This is a genomic window from Paenibacillus sp. FSL H3-0333 (assembly GCF_038002805.1).
Lineage (GTDB): Bacteria > Bacillota > Bacilli > Paenibacillales > Paenibacillaceae > Paenibacillus_AQ > Paenibacillus_AQ silagei.
The window spans coordinates 6,194,386-6,211,320 of the sequence record NZ_JBBODG010000001.1 but is presented as its reverse complement, the minus strand read 5'-3'; the positions used below and the strand labels follow the sequence as shown (position 1 = coordinate 6,211,320).

Genomic DNA, 16,935 nt, shown 5'->3' with positions numbered 1-16,935 from the left:
CTGAGGAATGCAGCCGGATATGAAAAAAAGCCTGGATCAGCCCCCCGTGAGCCGCAGGCGCATCCCCGCCTGGTCATCGCAGGCACAGGCAGCGGCTCGGGCAAAACAACGGTCACACTGGGGCTGATGCGCGCTTTTGCCCGGCGGGGCCTGAAGGTTCAGGGCTTCAAATGCGGCCCTGACTATATCGATCCCGCCTATCACACTGCGGTCACAGGCCGTCCCTCGCGTAACCTGGACTCCTGGATGACTTCAAGCGACTATCTGCAGGAGTATTTCCTGCAGGCTTCGGCGGATGCTGACCTGTCCGTCATTGAGGGCGTGATGGGGTTGTATGACGGCAAGGAAGACACAGCACTGACCGGATCCACGGCGGAGATCGCCATCCTGACCGCCAGCCCTGTGCTGCTGGTGGTCGATGTCCGCAGCATGGGGCGCAGTGCCGCGGCGATAGTGCTGGGCTTCCGGCAGCTGGAGCCGCAGGTGCAGATTGCCGCCGTTCTGGTGAACCGCTGCGGCAGCGAGGGTCACTACCGATTAGTTAAGGCTGCCATTGAAGCAGCCTGCGGGATTCCCGTGATTGGCTGGCTCCCCCGCGACAGCGGGCTGGACATCCCGGAGCGGCATCTGGGCCTGCTGCCCGCTGTGGAGCGGGGGGAGCTTGCGCCCTTGTTCGAGCGTGCCGCCGACATGCTGGAGCAAGGCACGGATCTGGAACGGCTGCTGGAGCTTGCGGCTGCCGCTCCTGCTGTGCAGGGGCAGCCTGTGGCGCCGGAGCAAGAAGCCTTGCTTGCCTGCATGCAGACACCGGTCCAGCAAGTTCGCTCTCTTACATATGCGGCTGAACTTTGTAACCCCGCTGCTCAGATACATAAGACACAGGCAGGCCCGGCGGGGCCTAGCCCGCTCATTGCCGTAGCCCGGGATGCGGCGTTCAATTTCTACTACGCCGATAATCTGGAGCTGCTTGCACGTGAAGGTGCTAAGCTGGTGTACTTCAGCCCGCTCAGCGGTGAAGGCATTCCGCCGGAAGCTGACGGCATCTATCTCGGCGGCGGCTTTCCGGAAGAATTCGCGGCGGTGATTGCCGCGAACCAGCTATTCCTCGGCGGCCTGAGATCTGCTGCAGACGCTGGAATGCCACTGTATGCGGAGTGCGGCGGCTATATGGTGCTGGCCCGCAGTCTGACCGACCGCACCGGCACGGTGCATGAGATGGCCGGAATCATTCCGGCACACACCGTGATGCAGGAATGCCGGGCGGCACTCGGGTATCGTGAAGTTACGGCACTTCACGACTGTCTGCTGCTGAAGCAGGGCGAGCGTCTGCGCGGCCATGAATTTCATTACTCCGTCATGAGCTATCCTGACGGGGAAGCCCGGACCTATGCCTATGAGAGTAAGGGCAGAGGGGGGAGCCAGCCTGAAGGCTACATCAGCGGCAGCATTATGGCTGCTTATGCGCATATCCATCTGGCCTCCCATCTCCCGGCAGCAGCCCGGCTTGTAGCAGCCTGCCGGGCCTATCATGACCGCAAACAGACTATGCAGCAACAAGATTCCGATTCCTGCAACCAACAAATGGAATAATGTATCTTAATTTATTGATTGTAACGGTGTACTCGGTAACAAGTGGAAAAACAACAGCTGTTCATGTTACTTTTGGCTACTTGGGCTAAAATGGGCGGAATTAAGTGTTGTTTTTCCAAATGTTGTCCCAGCATCGGCCATTCGTTCATTAGCAGGTGTACAAAATCCAACGATCTCCCGTTCCCATTCAATCCAGCCTAAGCCTCATCAGCAAATCACTTGTTTAACCTGTATGTCAACCGCTTGTCATACATATAAGAGCCACGTATAATAGGATAAGAGAACGCTTTATCATTGCGCTGTGCCGGTCAACCGGCATATTTGTATCACGGAAATCTGTCGCTGTGCTAGAGAAATCTATCGCCGCCGTACTTAGAGAAATCTATCGTATCCGTGAGAGCGATCATCGTGTTAGGCAAATCTATTGAAGTTATGAGAAGCAACAGCATATGGATGCATCAGGAGAAGGGGGAACGCTGCAGTGAAATTGTTGGGAGCGATTGAAGCAGGGGGAACGAAGTTTGTATGCGGTATCGGGAATGAGGACGGGACGATTATCGACCGGGTGAGCTTTCCGACGGCCACTCCTCAGGAGACTATGGGCCAGGTAATGGATTATTTCAGCGGAAAAGCTGTGGAGGCTATCGGGATCGGTTCCTTCGGACCGATTGACCCTGTTATCGGCAGCCCCACCTATGGATATATTACAACCACACCGAAGCCGCATTGGGGCGGGTATAATCTGGTTGGAGCCATGGAGGAGCAATTCCAGGTTCCGATCGGCTTTGATACCGATGTGAACGGTGCAGCGCTGGGCGAGTACACCTGGGGAGCAGCGCAAGGGCTGGACAGTTGTCTCTATATCACGGTGGGCACCGGGATTGGTGCCGGTGCTGTGGTAGGCGGGAAGCTCGTTCACGGGCTGTCCCACCCGGAGATGGGCCATATTCTGGTCCGTCGTCATCCCGAGGACCACTACGAAGGCTTCTGCCCTTATCACGGCGATTGTCTGGAGGGTCTCGCGGCAGGTCCGGCCATCGGCAAGCGCTGGGGTAAGCCGGCGGGCGAGCTGCCTGCAGATCATCCGGCCTGGGCGATGGAGGCCCACTATCTGGCCCATGCTCTTATGAACTATGTGCTGATCCTCTCGCCGCAGAAGATCGTAATGGGCGGGGGTGTGATGAAGCAGAGCCAGCTCTTCCCGCTGATCCATGCCAAGCTGCAGGAGCTGCTCGGCGGATATGTGCAGCATCCGGCGCTCAATGAAGAGATTGGCAGCTATATTGTGCCTCCGCAGCTTGGAGATAACGCCGGTCTGTCGGGCGCACTGGGTCTGGCCAAGCTGGCTTTGGACCGCAAGTAGGATATTCTGTCAAAAAGGCATTGACTGTTACGTAATATATGGTATTCTAGGTTTTAACAGTATAGCATTTAAGAGGAAGCACCTCTTTCACGAATGTCGTGGGAGAGGTGCTTTTTTGCGTTCAAATATGTCATGCGTACTGTAAGACGACGAAAGTAGGGATTCTTATGCAAATCGTATTCATGAACCGTTTGTGCAAAAGATCAAGAGTGGACGAAGGGGTTTTTGCCCAGCTATGGATTGGAGAAGAAGAGGGGCAGTGGCGTCTGGGCTGGCGCGATTTCTCCGGGGAACAGGAGACGGACGACAGCCTGTGGTATGAAGGCGGATCATGGAATGAGATGCTGTGTGTATACCGGCACGAGCTTGCCGTGAAGATGGGGGAAGGCTACCGCCCGCTGATTGACGGGGTATTTCATGACGAGGATAACCTCAGCAGCCGCAGCCAGGAGCAGCTTAAGCTGCAGTATTTCAGTGAGCAACACGGGAATGAAGCCATCTTCGAGGAGCTGTGCTCCTGGCGCAGGGGGAAGGCCTCCAGTGAACGGAAGGCGCCTTATATCCTGGCCAGCAACCGTCTGCTGCGCATGATCAGCGCGTTTCTTCCCCGGACAGAGGAGGAGCTGCTGCAGCTTCCGGGTGTGGGAGAAGGCAAAGTTTCACAGTATGGTGCAGACTGGCTTAGCATCACCGCGGCGGCTCCGCGCGAGCATGATTTTCCCCTAAGCTGGGTGAATCATGCCATAGACGAAGAGAGCTTCGTGTCCTGGCACTATAAGCAGAAGGAGCTTAAGTACAAGAAGCAGCTGGAGCGGCTGAGACTGCGGCGCGTTCTGTTACAGGGGATCGAAGAGGGGCAAGGGATGGAGCAGCTCAGGGCACTTAGCGGAGTTTCCCGCCGTGAAGTGCTTGAAGTATTGGAAGAGCTGGAGAAGGACGGCTACTCGGCCGAGAAGCTCATTGCCCTGGAGCTGAGTGAAGTAAGCCCCGAAGAACAGAACAATATTTGGACAGCCTATGAACTGATCGGCGACAACTTCCTGAAGCCTGTCCTCTACAAAGCCTACGGCGACAACTTCGTACCTGCTGACGGACTTGATCTGTATTATGAACGCCTGCGGCTGATCCGCATCCGCTTCCGGCGGGAGCATCCGGCGGCGCTTGGAATGGCTGCCCCTTTGTAAGAGGGTGACTGACGGCCAGCATCGGCCCCAATCTGCGGTCCTGATGAACAGAACTCCTGATGGGCGCAGACGCATTACATACTGGTGAAATACCAAAAAGACGAAGGCTCTCCGAGTCCCGGTAGCCGGGTATACGGTGCCTTCGTCCTTCGTATTCGTCCGTTCTGCTTCATAGCCACTCCTTTTTACGGAAGATAATGAGCATTCCGCAGCCTAGCGTCACCATGACGGCAATGACGCCATAGTAGCCGTACTCGGTGTGGATCTCCGGGATATTGTCAAAGTTCATGCCGTAGATCCCGGTAATCACGGTCAGCGGCATGAATATAGTGGTAATTGCCGTAAATACACGCATGATTTCATTGGCGCGGTTCGCAATACTGGACTGATAAGCTTCGCGCAAGTTGCCCATGAGATCGCGGTATGTTTCGAAGGTCTCAGAGATCTTGACCGCATTCTCATAGATATCGCTGAAATACTTCTGCAGCTGATCATCGATCAGGCGAAGATCCTTTTTGTTGAGCGTGTTGATAACTTCCTTCTGCGGGCCGAGCATCTTCTTCAGCCAGAGAATCTCACTGCGCAGACCGATGATCTCGCTCAGATGCGATTTCTTGGTATGCATGAGGATGTCTTCCTCGAGCTTCTCGATCCGCGCTTCAATCCGGTCACCGACCGAGAAGAAGTTGTCGACAACGAGGTCGATCAGCAGATACAGGAAGCGGTCAGGAGTACTGACCTCCTGCTCCCACAGTACGGGCTTCAGGACACGCAGCTCATGGATCTTCTGCTTCGTAACGGTAATAATATAATGTCTGCCAAGGAATACGTTGAGCGCACGGAGGAAGATTTCCTCATCATCGAACCGGATGCTGTTCACCACGATGAAATAATGACTCTCATAAATCTCCAGCTTCGGACGCTGATCCTCTTCACTTAGACAGTCTTCCACAGCCAGATCATGCAGGCCGTATATAGGCTGAAGCTCTACAAGGTCCTCCACATCCGCATCAATCCAGTAGAACCCCTCGGCAGGGGCGGTTAAAGTTTCTTCAATATTATCAATAGGCGTAAAAACCCCTGCATTCACCAGCCGGATTTTCATCTGATTCACTCCTTATGTCCCTGTTCTTCTCCAGGGGTATGCTAATTTCAGCACACGGAAAAAATCAGCTTGGCCGGTGGTACAATCATGGACGAAGGCCAAAAGACGGTCCGAGAGCATGAAGAAAAAGGGCTCCCGCCGCCGGCAAGCTGATGTTAATCCTGTGTGGTTGTTCATTCTGCACGCATATTCGCGAGCCCGGGTCGCCTTCCATTCTTCTCTCACCTCTTCTTTTCGCCGTTTTTGGGTTTGAAACACTTGTCTAGTATAACGCCGGGATATGGCTCTTACAAGAGAAATTGTTTTCTGTTATAAGGCCCCTTCAGCATTGTATGGACTTGACGAAAAGGAGGTTCATGATTTAAAGTGAAATTTAAGAAAAAGCATCGTTCAGATGCTTAAGGTTATTCAACTGAATACAGCTAAATCTTATCAAGAGCACATAAGAGTTCTTTTTCTATGTAAGTGTTAAAATATCCTTATGAATCAAGGGTTTTTCGAGATTATAGTCTTCAATTTTCACTCAAAAGTCACACTAAAAGTCACACGATTTTATTTTTGCTCAACTTTAATCTCAGCGGTCAATAATTGGCTCAATCCTTGTGTTGCTTCAGCTTGCATATTTTTTAATAAATGTGAATAAGTATCCAGTGTAATTGTGACACTCGCGTGACCAAGAATTTCTGAAACCACTTTGGGATGATATCCTAAAGCAAGGAGTAGAGAGGCTGCTGTGTGTCTTAAGTCATGGAATCGAATCTTAGGTAATCCAAGTGTTTTTATTTTTGCTCTCATTAGATGAGTAAGTGTATCTGGGAAGACAGGTTTCCCGATATTAGTACAACAAACTAAATCGTTATCAATATATAATTCCCCAGCAAGTTCCTTTTCATGTTCAATTCTTTTCCTCTGCTTCATTAATTCCTCAACTATCTCATCTGATATGGAAATTGAACGAATTCCCGCCGAACTCTTAGCTCCTTCTTTAATTCCTTTTCCATCATGTTCCAGTGTTTGTGTTATCATTATTCGCTTCTTTTTCATATCTACATTGCTCCAGGGTAATCCTAAAATTTCACCTTGTCTCATGCCAGTATGAAGTGCTAGAAAAAATACAATGTAATGACGACTATTCTTGAAGCCTTCTAGAAATGTCTTAACTTGTGTAATGTTCCAGATGTTCAGTTTTCTCTTTGGTACTTTTGGCCTGTCAACTTTTTTTGCTGGGTTAGTCTTAATCAATCCGTCTTGCTTGGCATAGTTTAAGGCGGAAATAATCATATTATATATTCTTTGAATTGTTGAATCAGACAGTGTTATGGTTTTTTTTTGCTTTTTGATTTCTCTTGTCTGCATACTTTTAACTACGTGTTTGATATCTTTTGCTTGCAACTCGCCAAGTGTGATTGTAGGCAATATAGGCTTGATATGATTTTTAATATATGATCTGTACGAATCTGCCGTCAAACGAGTCATGTGATTGTTTCTTTCTTTTTCAGCAATCCACACATTTAACATGTAATCTACAAAGACTGTTTTATCTGGTGAAATGTATTCTCCTTCGTTAACCTCATTTAGAAGTTTAGTCATGGCTGCTTGTGCTTCTGACCTTTTCTTAAAACCACCTCGTTTAACTTGTTTTCTTTTTTCTCCTTTCTTTGCTACATCGACAACAAATCGATACAATTTCGTTTTTGGATCTTGCTTAATTGAACCTTGAGCCATCTTATCATCCTCTCTTAAAACTAAAAATAACTATAAATACAATGTTAATATAGCAGATTTAACTAGTCTACGCAACAAAATAGATAAGATTTATCTGCTATATTAATAGACCGGGATATTGTATAATTTATACAAAATGTTTAGGGAGAGGTTTCATGAGACTAAGAAAATCAGACATTGTCATAATCGCTGTAATAGCCATATTTGGGCTTTATGTTTACAAGGGGTTTAGTAATGGGGGAGACTTCAGTGACTTCTCATACGCTGCTACAGCTTCTCTGAGGGGACTTACAGACATGCTCACAAATCTAATGCCCGATTTCAGTAGAATGAGTTGGTAAATGATTTGTGAAGCAGGATATTAGGAGTGATCATTAGTGCGCAGAAGAATAGTTTGTTATGAAGGTAAACTAGTTGTAATTTGGAATGTCAAAGAAGTTGAAGGAATTGGACCTATGCAGCCTTTTGAAACAACGGTCAACGTAATGAATCTTGGGGAAGAGGATGCAATTGTTTTTTTCTTTTCTATGGAAGTCGAAGGGGAAGTTCAGCCAAGAGAGTTTTCAGTGAATTTTAGTAAAATTAACAACAAAAGATCATTAGAAGCTATTGCGAACGGTTCAACTATTTACTTCAGTTCTCTTGATGTACCTAATAAAGAGTCAATGATTTTTGCGGAATTACAGCTTTACATGATCGAAGGTGGGGCAGGTTGTCTGCTTCCCAATGAAGTAGTGCAAGATGCGATAATGATGTTTACATAAAAAAGAAGCGACCTTATGAATTAGGGTCGCTTTTATAATTCTCCTCAACTATATTTTTCAATTTGCTTATTACATCTAACATTTGTTCCTTCTCATTTTGAGTATCGCTTTTAATAACGAAATCCTTCCCCTTTAAAATCCAATCACATGAGACATTAAACAAGTCCGATAGAGCAACTATGAATCTAAGCGGAGGCTCTACTTTATCATTTTCATAAGACTCAATTTGCTCAATAGTGAAGGACTCTCGTTCCAGTGTATCAGTATTGTAAAATGGTTTGATCAGGTTGGAAAGATCAGTTTTAGTATAATCTTTTGCTAGGCGTAATTGATATATGCGATCACCTAGAGTTTCTTTATTCTCTGATGCGCTCAAATTGAGGAGATTTATTAGCTGGTTACCATTTGGATCATATTTATTAATTTCCTCAGCGACTCTTTTCGGTATTAAATGGTCAATTTCCATATGATCATCTGTAGTTGTCAATCCGTTTTTATAATTTGCTGCTCCAGCTTTCATAGATAGGATGTGGTAGGGGTAATCATAAGCTGCACTAAACTTGAGCAATATTTCAGGTGTAATCATGATCGGTTTCCCAGTAGATGAATGAACACCTTTTTCAAGCATACTAATATAAGCTGCACTTACTCCAGTTTTTTCGGAGGCTTGCCGCATTGTCCAGCCTTTTGATTCGCGTAACTCTTTAAGTAGTTCTCCTACCTGGTTATCTATCTTTTCCATAGTTTATTTACTCCTGTAAACGAAATTAGAAAGTTGTTTACTATAGTTATTGACAATGAGAAAGGAATATATTACATTGTTATTGTAAACATGTTTACCATATTAAACAAGAGGGGGTAGCTTCAGCATTTTTAATCATGATTTATTTTTTTGCTTAACTTCATCAGGTAAACTATTACGAATTACTTTTGTTATATTATCAGATTCCTTTTTAATTTGATTTAACTTTTCTAGTATTGTGTCAATAGAGGTATTTGCATCGGTTATAGTCTTAAACCTTTTACTTTTAAACTGTTCACCTGTTAATATCCAGTGAGTACTAACATCATAAAGTTGAGAAGCTGCAATTAAGAAATCAGAATCAGGTTTCAATTCACCTGTTTCAATTTTATTAATTTCTTCAGTAGTAAAGTGGCGATTAACTATTGAAGCAATGCTTAATGCTAATTCTTTGTGAGACAATCCTTCCTGCAATCTTAATTGAATTAATCTGTCAGTTAACTTTTCTTCTGTTGGGTTAGTGCTATCGGCTTCAGGCACGCTATAAGAATTCTGGAGGGAGGTTAAGTATTCTTCGTTTACATAGTAACCTGCTGGTTCTTCCTTTAAAATTAATGGTTCACTTGAAACAGCCATCTCATCCATTACGGCAGCATACTCACCGTAACCAGCAGCAATCATTAAAAGGTTATAGGGATACTCGTACACCTCTGCAAACTTTTCAAGAGCTTCTGGAGTCACTTTAATTGGTTTACCTGTAGTAGAGTGAATGCCTCTTTCTAGCATTGATATATAGGCAGCTGAATAGCCACTTTTTTCGCCTGCTTGACGTAAAGTCCATTTTTTTTTCTCTCGTAATTCTTTCAAAGTTTCGCCCAATCTATTATTTAAACTGAAAGTTTGCAAGTTGTTCACCCCTTTAGTTAACAAGTTTAAATGTTAGTTGACATACAGGGAATAAATCCCTTATAGTTGTATTATAGCAGATGTTAACTACCATTTAAAAGAGTTATATATTGTTAACACAAATTGTTCCTTGATAATTAAACAAAAAGAGACTGAAACCAGCCTCTTATGATGTTCCGTATTTTCTGAGTAAATTGACAAACTCTTTTCCTTTTTCAGTTAGTTGAAATCTTGTATTGACAGGGCCTTCACTTCTACGCTCACTTAAATAGTATGGCTTTAACTGTTGTTCGCAAGAAAGCAGTACTTCCTCAATTTTCGTGTGAGTTTTGTCAAAAGCAATTATTATTCCACTAGTAAGTATCTCTCGGTACAAAATTAATACTTTGCAGACATTTGTTTCAATTATTCCTTGAATAGGAGTGAAGACTTTTGAATTGCTTAAGATTCTTCTTATCATTTCAAATTCTTCTTTGTTAATCAAGTCGCTGTAGGTTTCCGCATTATCTTCATAATCATCATTGTAATATTGGATAATATCTTGAACCTGAAAGTACTTTTTTATACCTTTTGATTTTGCTATGCCATTAAGTGCATCAAGTAAATTTTCTAATGTGTCAACTTCAATTCTTTTAGTGTTAGCCTTTATTAAATCTGAAATAGTATTAGGTCTAACATCTGATAGCGCGGATAGTTTAGCTTGGTTTATATCAACTAATTTCATTGCATCTTCTAAATTAAACATTAACATTGTAGATCCTCCTCATTGAATTAGAGCTTTCTAAATCAATCATATCATAAGTATTCCCTAAAAAGAATAAAAAAATAACTCCAAAAAGAACGAATTATATTGACTCGATCTTAATTAGGAGTTACATTATGGGTGTAGGAGTTAGATTAAAAAATAAAAAAAGTCATCATAGCAGTTATGATATTATTACAGGGGTTATATTTTGGGCTGAATATTTTTCTGTTACAATTAGTGACTCCTTAAAAACATCCCAAAAACATCCTTAAACTCAGACTTTGAGAGTGGAGAGAGGTGATATGATTAAATTCAATTCACTACTTAAACCGTTTAAGTTCCCGCAATTCACTTTCTTGTTCTAAGGAACGCATAGCAAGTGACTCAAGGATTCTGTCTTGGCGTACTTGGCCTTCTTTTACTGAAGTAATATCAGTACTGATTTGATCAACTTTACTATTAGTAGCGCCAACAATTTTAATCAGACTTGTTAACATGTCTTCAATTCTTTCGAGACGTTTATCCTGTTGGTCAAACGACTGCTTAATTAACTGTTCAAGACCTTTGAAGTCTGACATGTGATCGCTCCCAACTGTTGAATTCATTTTATCTTACGCTTGCGGATTTTTTTTATTAGGCTTTGTGTCTTGATCGTCTACCACTTTATCTAGGCTTGTTGAAGGTTGAGCACCTATTTTAGCATTTGATTTATTGTCCTCATCATTTTTTGGCACGAGTGTCCATTCACCATTTGATGTTGAGCTACGCTGATATTTATATGTACTCTCCTCAACAACCATATCATCAGGATAGTAGTCAATTATATCAGTTAAGTTGCAATCAAAATATTTGCATATTTTATCAAGCCATTCAATATCAATGCGTTTAATTTCTTCATTGTATAATAAACCTACTGTAGCTTGTCTCATTCCAATAGCCTCAGCAAGATCCTTGCGAGACATTTTATGCTTTCCAAGTAGCTCAGCTACCTTGATTTTAATCATTAAACATTCCTCATTTGTTTTTTTAATACGTATTATTTGGATACGTATTATTAATTATAACGTAAATCGTAAAAAAATACTAAATGCAAATCAAAAATTACACTAGGAGTAATTAAATTCATTTTAGGGTATTTACAAATTGCGTTTAGCGTAATATAATTACATTATTCGATTGAAAAAGATCAAAATAATACATTAAGAAAGAGGGGGTTACCCCTCCTTGACCACCTTATTATTTCGATTGATTACTACACTCAATAAACTGTGCCAATGTTGAATGTCTTCAATAGCCTGAGCTACTCTTTTTTGCTCTTTGGGTAAGGGTGATAACTCACTTAAGAAGGGCATGTAAATAACTGGTTGTGATAAACTATCTACAACTATCTTCAAATTTAGTTTCTTAATTCTAGTTGTTGATTCAGTTTTTCCACTTAATCCGCCAACAATAGCACCTACGCCACCAGCCAACAATCCACCTGCTACTGCTCCTCCAATCTGGCTTGAACGTGAGGTTTTACTAATAGATATATCATCTTGGATAATTTCCGATTCGAGAATATCCGAAAAATTAATATAAATTTGATTAGTCATTGAGGCCACGATAATTTTCTGATTTGGCTCGTCGATTCCGATTAATATATTTGTACCTACTCCAAAAGTATAACGTTCTCTGCTAAAGTTAAAATGCTCAACTTTGTCCTTAATTTTTTGAGCAGTGCCAGTCTCAATGTCCTTTGTTATATGTTTGATCCATGCAAAGAATACTATCAAGCAGATAATAAACAAAACTAACCATCCCATCACACACCACGACTCCCTACATATATTATTCCCTAAATTTTAACACAGACACACATAACAAAACTATAAAAATTCACTCAATTTCATTGAGTTTGATCATATAAATAATTCTTATAACAACTGTATTCATTCAGTATCCGCTGCACAACGCAAAAATCAACATAATTCGACATTGTTTATTCCATTATTCGACAATGTAGCAAATTAGTGATAGGAGACATATATACCCAAATTGGAAAAACCTAAATTGCACTTATAGTAAAATTTAACTATATTAATAATTGTATTGTTTCAAAAGCCCTAGATTTATTAAATACATTTACCTAGAGGAGTAGATCGTAATGATCAATTTATTTAAAAGTAACATAACTACAAAGACTACTAATGTTGAAAAGGTATTTGGTGGTATTATCCATATCAATAATAAAGGGGACAACAACATGAGCGAAGTTAACGAGTCTGAACAACAAATCAGTATTGAGGATGTAATGCAGGAGATTGGTTTCGAAAAGAAGGCCATAAAGAAGGCAATTGCAATCAAGTATGAGCTAAATCACTTTCTAAAGACCAATGAAGACCGTCTTAAACTCATCCAACTAGTCAAAGAAAAGCAATTGTATCCATGGATGAGAGTTTTTTTCCTTAAGGTGCTAGATCTCTCCAAGGAAATCGGCTCATACCACTATACATACGATAATTTCAGTCACCTAGAGCAAATGCCAATCAAGAACGCTTTGGAATGCCTGTTCCTGGAACCATTCAATTCTGCAAAGATGGAAGTGTTTGCTGAAACAAAATTAACGCTCAAACAATTGTTTGATCTTAAGGCACTTAATCCTAATCAATTATTCCTTAATCTCACTCTATGTATCTGATAACAACGTAATAAACACTGTTATTATATATAAACAATAAATATATATATTAAACATATTAATCCGCCTGATGATGACCTATCAACGGAGTAGGTCGAAATAGTACCGCTGGGAGGCGTGGCTATCGTGGTTATCCGTTAAGAGTCAGCTACTACTGACCATGACATAGATCAAATTTTTTGAGGGAGTGAATGAGATATGGAGAGCATTTTAATGTCAATGGAGAATTATCCTCCACTATTAAGTGTGAAGCAGGTACAAGAAATTTTACAATTAGGCGAAAATAATACCTATAAGCTATTTAAGCAAAGTGGAATAAACTTGATTAAGATTGGTAAGCATTTGCGGATTAGCAAGGTTGATTTGGCGAGATATTTGTCTAATGAGTTGGTATCATAAAATTTGTTAATAAGAATGTGGATTCTGAAAGATATATATTGACTTTTTAAATATTTTATTGTTATATTTAGTTTGTAAATGTTGTAAAAAATATCCTTAACCTTTTGGTCAATATGCAATACGAATGAAGTGTTGAGTCTATTGCAGAAATTTATTGTGACAAAACTTAAACGGAAAGGAGGTGATTGTTTTCCGATGTACATAATATATATATTGTGCTAATAACATAAAAATAATAATATGAAATGTAAAAGGAGATATCAACATTAAGACAATTACATTAGCAAACGGAAATAAAGCAAAGGTGTTTGAACGTAAAGACGTTATCAATAAACTTGGACGGTCTGAAGAAGAGTGGAAACTCATTAGTAAGTATCAAAAACAATTTCCAATGTTGTCTATAATTGAAAGTGAAGAGAAGCATCCGATTGATGGTGAGGATTTGTGTAAGGCTTTAGAAGTGAAAGATAGATACACTGATTGGCTATTGGCAGATAGAGGGAAAGTACAGGGGAAGTTAATAAAATACAGCTTCGTAAGAGATAAGGATTTTTGCTTCGAGATTCCCCGAAGCAAAACAGGGGCAGGTAGTGGTGGACATAATAAGAAGATAGTCAAGTTGACAACAAGTTGTGCTAAGAAAATTGCATTGAAGCAGAATAATCCAGCAGGTGACTTAGTTTCTGATTACTTCATTCTAATTGAACTGGTAATCAAGGATTATGATAAATGGACAATGGTGCGTCACCCAGAGAAAGAAAGCCACAAACAGCTTATGAAGGCATTAAGCAGAAAATACATACTTGAACATGGTCATAGATCCCCAGACACTAAAATGTATAGTGAAGAATCCGATATGATTAATCTATGCTTATTAGGTTCCAGGGCAATTGAGATTCGAAAAATACTTGACGCAGAAGATAATCAAACAAGAGAATATCTATCAATACAGGTTAATCAAGCGATACATGAGTTGCAGATTTTAGATATAGGATTAGTTTCATCAAATATCGAGTTTGAACAACGTCAGATAATGATTCAAAACATGTGCAAAACAAGATTTAAGCACATAACAATACAAGCCCCTAGAATACTTCCAGAGGCTGTCTAATAACGATACATATGGTATAATAGAGTATCAACAGTAAGGCTATATGGGCGGTCGGCTAGTCTCCCTGAAGGGAGGTGATGCCTGTGGAGGTATACCAAGCACTGACGCTGATGATTTCATTTGCGACACTGGTTGTGTTAATCCTATCATTCCACAAAAGGAAATAGACCGCCCTTCTGACAGAGGATGACGGTCATATTCCCAATCCAAAAGCACAGCCTGCCGCCCTTAAAAGCGGACTGTTGTAAGAGTGAGGATGCTGGAACATCCTTGCTCTTTTTTAGCATATACATTTCTGTAAGAAATAATACTACGTTATATGATATTATACCATATTAATTTAGGATTGTTAATGCGGAAGAAATATTGTGAGACAATAAAAGGACTCCTAAATAATTAGGAGTCTTTGTCCAGTGTTTCACTTATCTTGTCTACTTTATCCTTTACATCAGGATGATTATCTGCATATTCCTTAAACGCTTCTTCTAATAATATACGTTGATCGTTTCAGTGACAAATGACCACGTTCTAAGTTGAGTTACAAACTCTTCACTAAATCTAAATGATAAGGGCTGCTTAGGGGCTGGCTTAGTCATGCTAGTTCCTCCTGTTTTGGAGTGCCTTGCTGAGAGCAATTAAGGAGATTACAAGTGCAACCAGGGATATAATTAGGGTTAAGGTGTCCATTTAAATCCTTCCTTTTTTATTATATCGAATGATGTGGAGTACTAATCCAATGACACTTATTATTGCAGATAGTGAAATTAGCACAATATTTAATGTTGTAGGTTCCATTGTTATACCTACAATAATTGAATTGATGAGCAGAAGAGCAAATAGCAATATAGACAATGCAATCCCTCCAGTTAATTAGTTTAATGGCGTTGCATATAGTCAACAAGGTTGAATAAAAAAGAAAGACGCAAAGAGGAAAGAGATGAAAATTCAAGACGGTGACTGCAATCATCGCATTGATAAACTCAATCCTCACTCACATCTATTTGCTGAGTAGGTAAGCAATCCGAAACCTCGTAAGAGCTGGGGCGTAGGGTATATAAGGTACGTCAATTATAACATAACTAAAAGGAGCTAAATGAATGAACCGAAAACAGAAAGCCACAATGACTATGACTTACATTTCGTTGGCATTAAGTATCACCACATTAGTAGTTTTAATAATCAAATGGTGAAGTACAAAGATCTGAAAGAGGCTTTCCTAAATGGATCGTCTCTTTTTTGTTTTTAATCATCTTTATTGTTGTTGTTGCTTGGAAGTTCCTCAATGTCATTTTAATCCATATAACACTTCTTGCGGATTGAGACGTATAGAAGTTCTGTTTGTTACTCTATTTAAATCCAATCAAGCATAATTCATCGATCATTTCTTGAAGTGATTGCTTTTTCTCGACTTTAACTTTTTTCTTTTTATGCTTCACTTTCTTTGTCGCAATTGGTACTGGTTCTTGCTCACTCTCATGCAATCGTCTTGCTTGACGTAATTCATTTTTTGTGACAGAACCTAGAAGTGTTCCCCTTTGATCATGTCTATAATTATAACCAACAATGTCACGAGGGTTTATTGAGTGCTGTTTATCTGTTCTAATCACTGAAGGTAAACGAAGATTAATATTGGATTGGTCAAACTCCATATCATACTTTCCTCCACGTTCAGTGTTAGAGGTAATTCTATACGCTGAGTAATCCTGGTCAACATCGGTCGCATCTTTTCTTTTTGAGACAATAAGAAAGTATTTATATTCAGCAACAGGATTTCCTCCACGTAAATAGGCCATTTTAGCTTTTATAATATCTCCAGCTTTAAATCTCTCCATAATGAACCTCTTGTTTAGTTAGACATGTCTCGCTTCATTTTTTCCTCAACTGCTTTCTGAATATAAGCGTTTAAACTCATCTTAGCAGAGTCGGCAGCCTCTTTATAAATGGCCTTAGTACCGATTTTTACATCAAGTGGAATTCGTTCGTATGTTTTGTCATTATATTTTCTCTTTGCTTTACTAGCAGCACTTGGGGTATTTTCAGTCAAAATTATTCACCTACCTTAATATGTATTATACATTAAGGTTATATACACGTACAAGTATAAAAAAGTGTTGACAATATACTCGTACGAGTATAAAATTTAGACAAGAGTTAAGGAACACACACTAACCCAAAGGGAGACGATACACATGACAAATAAACAAATCATGGCTCAAGCACTTGAGGCAGTAAAGGCCCAATTCAATGTTCAGGCTCGTGCAAATCTGGAATCATTCGGTAGAGAAGTAAGCGTAAATATCAATGTTGCTAATGTTCCCCCATCAATCAAATAAAATATAACTAAATTTATTAAAAATGAATCGTTCACTCTTCCGATTGAAATCAATACATATATTACACCGTCCTACATGGATAGGGTACATGCTAAATGTGCTGAAAATGGTGCTAGAAGCGTCATGAAGCGCAATACAAGTAATGGAATGGAAGAACAATCTTACTTGAATCTAGACCTCCAGGATGCCCTAGAACAGCTCTGGTACGAAGATAACGCCCCTAAATCATCAATTGTAATTGTGCCAAATTATAAAGGTAGAACAGTACTACAATACGCTTAGGTTAAT

The 16,935-nt window shown here is 41.0% G+C and carries 20 protein-coding genes; 10 read left to right on the top strand and 10 right to left on the bottom strand.

The features are described from left to right. The 3 genes from MHH78_RS27405 to MHH78_RS27395 all read left to right on the top strand — a co-directional run bounded on the left by MHH78_RS27405 (nucleotide 1) and on the right by MHH78_RS27395 (nucleotide 4,137). Nucleotides 1-1,590: a cobyrinate a,c-diamide synthase gene (locus MHH78_RS27405; protein WP_445668105.1), complete on the top strand. Its 1,590-nt coding sequence runs from the start codon at nucleotides 1-3 to the stop codon at nucleotides 1,588-1,590. 481 nt (nucleotides 1,591-2,071) lie between these two features. After that, complete coding sequence (locus MHH78_RS27400) at nucleotides 2,072-2,953, top strand: ROK family protein (protein ID WP_341169499.1); 882 nt, start codon at nucleotides 2,072-2,074, stop codon at nucleotides 2,951-2,953. A 167-nt stretch (nucleotides 2,954-3,120) separates the two neighbouring features. Beyond that, complete coding sequence (locus MHH78_RS27395; protein WP_341169498.1) at nucleotides 3,121-4,137, top strand: HRDC domain-containing protein; 1,017 nt, start codon at nucleotides 3,121-3,123, stop codon at nucleotides 4,135-4,137. Nucleotides 4,138-4,306: 169 nt separating this feature from the next. Here MHH78_RS27395 and corA read toward each other — a convergent pair whose 3' ends face one another. Further along, complete coding sequence (gene corA, locus MHH78_RS27390; protein ID WP_036696789.1) at nucleotides 4,307-5,242, bottom strand: magnesium/cobalt transporter CorA; 936 nt, start codon at nucleotides 5,240-5,242, stop codon at nucleotides 4,307-4,309. Nucleotides 5,243-5,794: 552 nt separating this feature from the next. Beyond that, entirely contained in the window at nucleotides 5,795-6,967 is a 1,173-nt protein-coding gene (locus tag MHH78_RS27385; protein ID WP_341169497.1) for a tyrosine-type recombinase/integrase, read from the bottom strand. 377 nt (nucleotides 6,968-7,344) lie between these two features. Here MHH78_RS27385 and MHH78_RS27380 point away from each other — a divergent pair, with 377 nt between their 5' ends. After that, complete coding sequence (locus tag MHH78_RS27380; RefSeq protein WP_341169496.1) at nucleotides 7,345-7,731, top strand: hypothetical protein; 387 nt, start codon at nucleotides 7,345-7,347, stop codon at nucleotides 7,729-7,731. A 13-nt stretch (nucleotides 7,732-7,744) separates the two neighbouring features. Here MHH78_RS27380 and MHH78_RS27375 read toward each other — a convergent pair whose 3' ends face one another. The 3 genes from MHH78_RS27375 to MHH78_RS27365 all read right to left on the bottom strand — a co-directional run bounded on the left by MHH78_RS27375 (nucleotide 7,745) and on the right by MHH78_RS27365 (nucleotide 10,130). After that, nucleotides 7,745-8,473: a helix-turn-helix domain-containing protein gene (locus MHH78_RS27375; protein WP_341169495.1), complete on the bottom strand. Its 729-nt coding sequence runs from the start codon at nucleotides 8,471-8,473 to the stop codon at nucleotides 7,745-7,747. A gap of 135 nt (nucleotides 8,474-8,608) precedes the next feature. Further along, nucleotides 8,609-9,379: a helix-turn-helix domain-containing protein gene (locus tag MHH78_RS27370; protein ID WP_341169494.1), complete on the bottom strand. Its 771-nt coding sequence runs from the start codon at nucleotides 9,377-9,379 to the stop codon at nucleotides 8,609-8,611. Between the two features lie 166 nt (nucleotides 9,380-9,545). Then, on the bottom strand, nucleotides 9,546-10,130 hold the full coding sequence (locus tag MHH78_RS27365) for a helix-turn-helix domain-containing protein (protein ID WP_341169493.1): 585 nt from the start codon (nucleotides 10,128-10,130) through the stop codon (nucleotides 9,546-9,548). A gap of 128 nt (nucleotides 10,131-10,258) precedes the next feature. On the opposite strand from MHH78_RS27365, the gene MHH78_RS27360 reads away from it, so the two are divergent. Further along, the gene (locus MHH78_RS27360) at nucleotides 10,259-10,396 is read left to right on the top strand and encodes a hypothetical protein (RefSeq protein WP_341169492.1); all 138 of its coding nucleotides are present in this window, start codon (nucleotides 10,259-10,261) and stop codon (nucleotides 10,394-10,396) included. Between the two features lie 48 nt (nucleotides 10,397-10,444). Here MHH78_RS27360 and MHH78_RS27355 read toward each other — a convergent pair whose 3' ends face one another. The 3 genes from MHH78_RS27355 to MHH78_RS27345 all read right to left on the bottom strand — a co-directional run bounded on the left by MHH78_RS27355 (nucleotide 10,445) and on the right by MHH78_RS27345 (nucleotide 11,932). Beyond that, nucleotides 10,445-10,702 (bottom strand): hypothetical protein, encoded by a 258-nt coding sequence (locus tag MHH78_RS27355; protein ID WP_341169491.1) that lies wholly within the window; start codon nucleotides 10,700-10,702, stop codon nucleotides 10,445-10,447. 33 nt (nucleotides 10,703-10,735) lie between these two features. After that, nucleotides 10,736-11,128 (bottom strand): helix-turn-helix domain-containing protein, encoded by a 393-nt coding sequence (locus MHH78_RS27350; RefSeq protein WP_341169490.1) that lies wholly within the window; start codon nucleotides 11,126-11,128, stop codon nucleotides 10,736-10,738. A gap of 210 nt (nucleotides 11,129-11,338) precedes the next feature. Then, the gene (locus MHH78_RS27345; RefSeq protein WP_341169489.1) at nucleotides 11,339-11,932 is read right to left on the bottom strand and encodes a hypothetical protein; all 594 of its coding nucleotides are present in this window, start codon (nucleotides 11,930-11,932) and stop codon (nucleotides 11,339-11,341) included. Between the two features lie 338 nt (nucleotides 11,933-12,270). Between MHH78_RS27345 and MHH78_RS27340 the strand changes: the two genes are divergently transcribed. From MHH78_RS27340 to MHH78_RS33985, 4 genes are all read left to right on the top strand, one after another. Next, a complete protein-coding gene (locus MHH78_RS27340; RefSeq protein WP_341169488.1) occupies nucleotides 12,271-12,804 on the top strand; it encodes a hypothetical protein in 534 nt (177 codons plus the stop codon). Nucleotides 12,805-13,017: 213 nt separating this feature from the next. Beyond that, a complete protein-coding gene (locus MHH78_RS27335; protein WP_341169487.1) occupies nucleotides 13,018-13,203 on the top strand; it encodes a helix-turn-helix domain-containing protein in 186 nt (61 codons plus the stop codon). A gap of 304 nt (nucleotides 13,204-13,507) precedes the next feature. Then, entirely contained in the window at nucleotides 13,508-14,314 is an 807-nt protein-coding gene (locus tag MHH78_RS27330) for a hypothetical protein (RefSeq protein ID WP_341169486.1), read from the top strand. 77 nt (nucleotides 14,315-14,391) lie between these two features. Then, nucleotides 14,392-14,481, top strand: a complete 90-nt coding sequence (locus MHH78_RS33985; RefSeq protein WP_445668069.1) for a putative holin-like toxin — start codon at nucleotides 14,392-14,394, stop codon at nucleotides 14,479-14,481. 1,179 nt (nucleotides 14,482-15,660) lie between these two features. Here the strand turns inward: MHH78_RS33985 and MHH78_RS27325 are convergent. Then, nucleotides 15,661-16,146 (bottom strand): hypothetical protein, encoded by a 486-nt coding sequence (locus MHH78_RS27325; protein ID WP_341169485.1) that lies wholly within the window; start codon nucleotides 16,144-16,146, stop codon nucleotides 15,661-15,663. Between the two features lie 14 nt (nucleotides 16,147-16,160). Next, entirely contained in the window at nucleotides 16,161-16,358 is a 198-nt protein-coding gene (locus MHH78_RS27320) for a hypothetical protein (protein ID WP_341169484.1), read from the bottom strand. A 145-nt stretch (nucleotides 16,359-16,503) separates the two neighbouring features. Here MHH78_RS27320 and MHH78_RS27315 point away from each other — a divergent pair, with 145 nt between their 5' ends. Further along, a complete protein-coding gene (locus MHH78_RS27315; protein WP_341169483.1) occupies nucleotides 16,504-16,647 on the top strand; it encodes a hypothetical protein in 144 nt (47 codons plus the stop codon). Nucleotides 16,648-16,935 lie beyond the last annotated feature (288 nt).

Excerpts from the sequence above, each read along its gene's own strand:
- MHH78_RS27395 (WP_341169498.1), top strand. The coding sequence starts at position 3,121 with ATGCAAATCGTATTCATGAACCGTTTGTGCAAAAGATCAAGAGTGGAC.
- corA (WP_036696789.1), bottom strand. The coding sequence starts at position 5,242 with ATGAAAATCCGGCTGGTGAATGCAGGGGTTTTTACGCCTATTGATAAT.
- MHH78_RS27385 (WP_341169497.1), bottom strand. The coding sequence starts at position 6,967 with ATGGCTCAAGGTTCAATTAAGCAAGATCCAAAAACGAAATTGTATCGA.
- MHH78_RS27375 (WP_341169495.1), bottom strand. The coding sequence starts at position 8,473 with ATGGAAAAGATAGATAACCAGGTAGGAGAACTACTTAAAGAGTTACGC.
- MHH78_RS27365 (WP_341169493.1), bottom strand. The coding sequence starts at position 10,130 with ATGTTAATGTTTAATTTAGAAGATGCAATGAAATTAGTTGATATAAAC.
- MHH78_RS27360 (WP_341169492.1), top strand. The coding sequence starts at position 10,259 with ATGGGTGTAGGAGTTAGATTAAAAAATAAAAAAAGTCATCATAGCAGT.
- MHH78_RS27355 (WP_341169491.1), bottom strand. The coding sequence starts at position 10,702 with ATGTCAGACTTCAAAGGTCTTGAACAGTTAATTAAGCAGTCGTTTGAC.
- MHH78_RS27350 (WP_341169490.1), bottom strand. The coding sequence starts at position 11,128 with ATGATTAAAATCAAGGTAGCTGAGCTACTTGGAAAGCATAAAATGTCT.
- MHH78_RS27340 (WP_341169488.1), top strand. The coding sequence starts at position 12,271 with ATGATCAATTTATTTAAAAGTAACATAACTACAAAGACTACTAATGTT.
- MHH78_RS27335 (WP_341169487.1), top strand. The coding sequence starts at position 13,018 with ATGTCAATGGAGAATTATCCTCCACTATTAAGTGTGAAGCAGGTACAA.
- MHH78_RS33985 (WP_445668069.1), top strand. The coding sequence starts at position 14,392 with ATGCCTGTGGAGGTATACCAAGCACTGACGCTGATGATTTCATTTGCG.
- MHH78_RS27325 (WP_341169485.1), bottom strand. The coding sequence starts at position 16,146 with ATGGAGAGATTTAAAGCTGGAGATATTATAAAAGCTAAAATGGCCTAT.
- MHH78_RS27315 (WP_341169483.1), top strand. The coding sequence starts at position 16,504 with ATGACAAATAAACAAATCATGGCTCAAGCACTTGAGGCAGTAAAGGCC.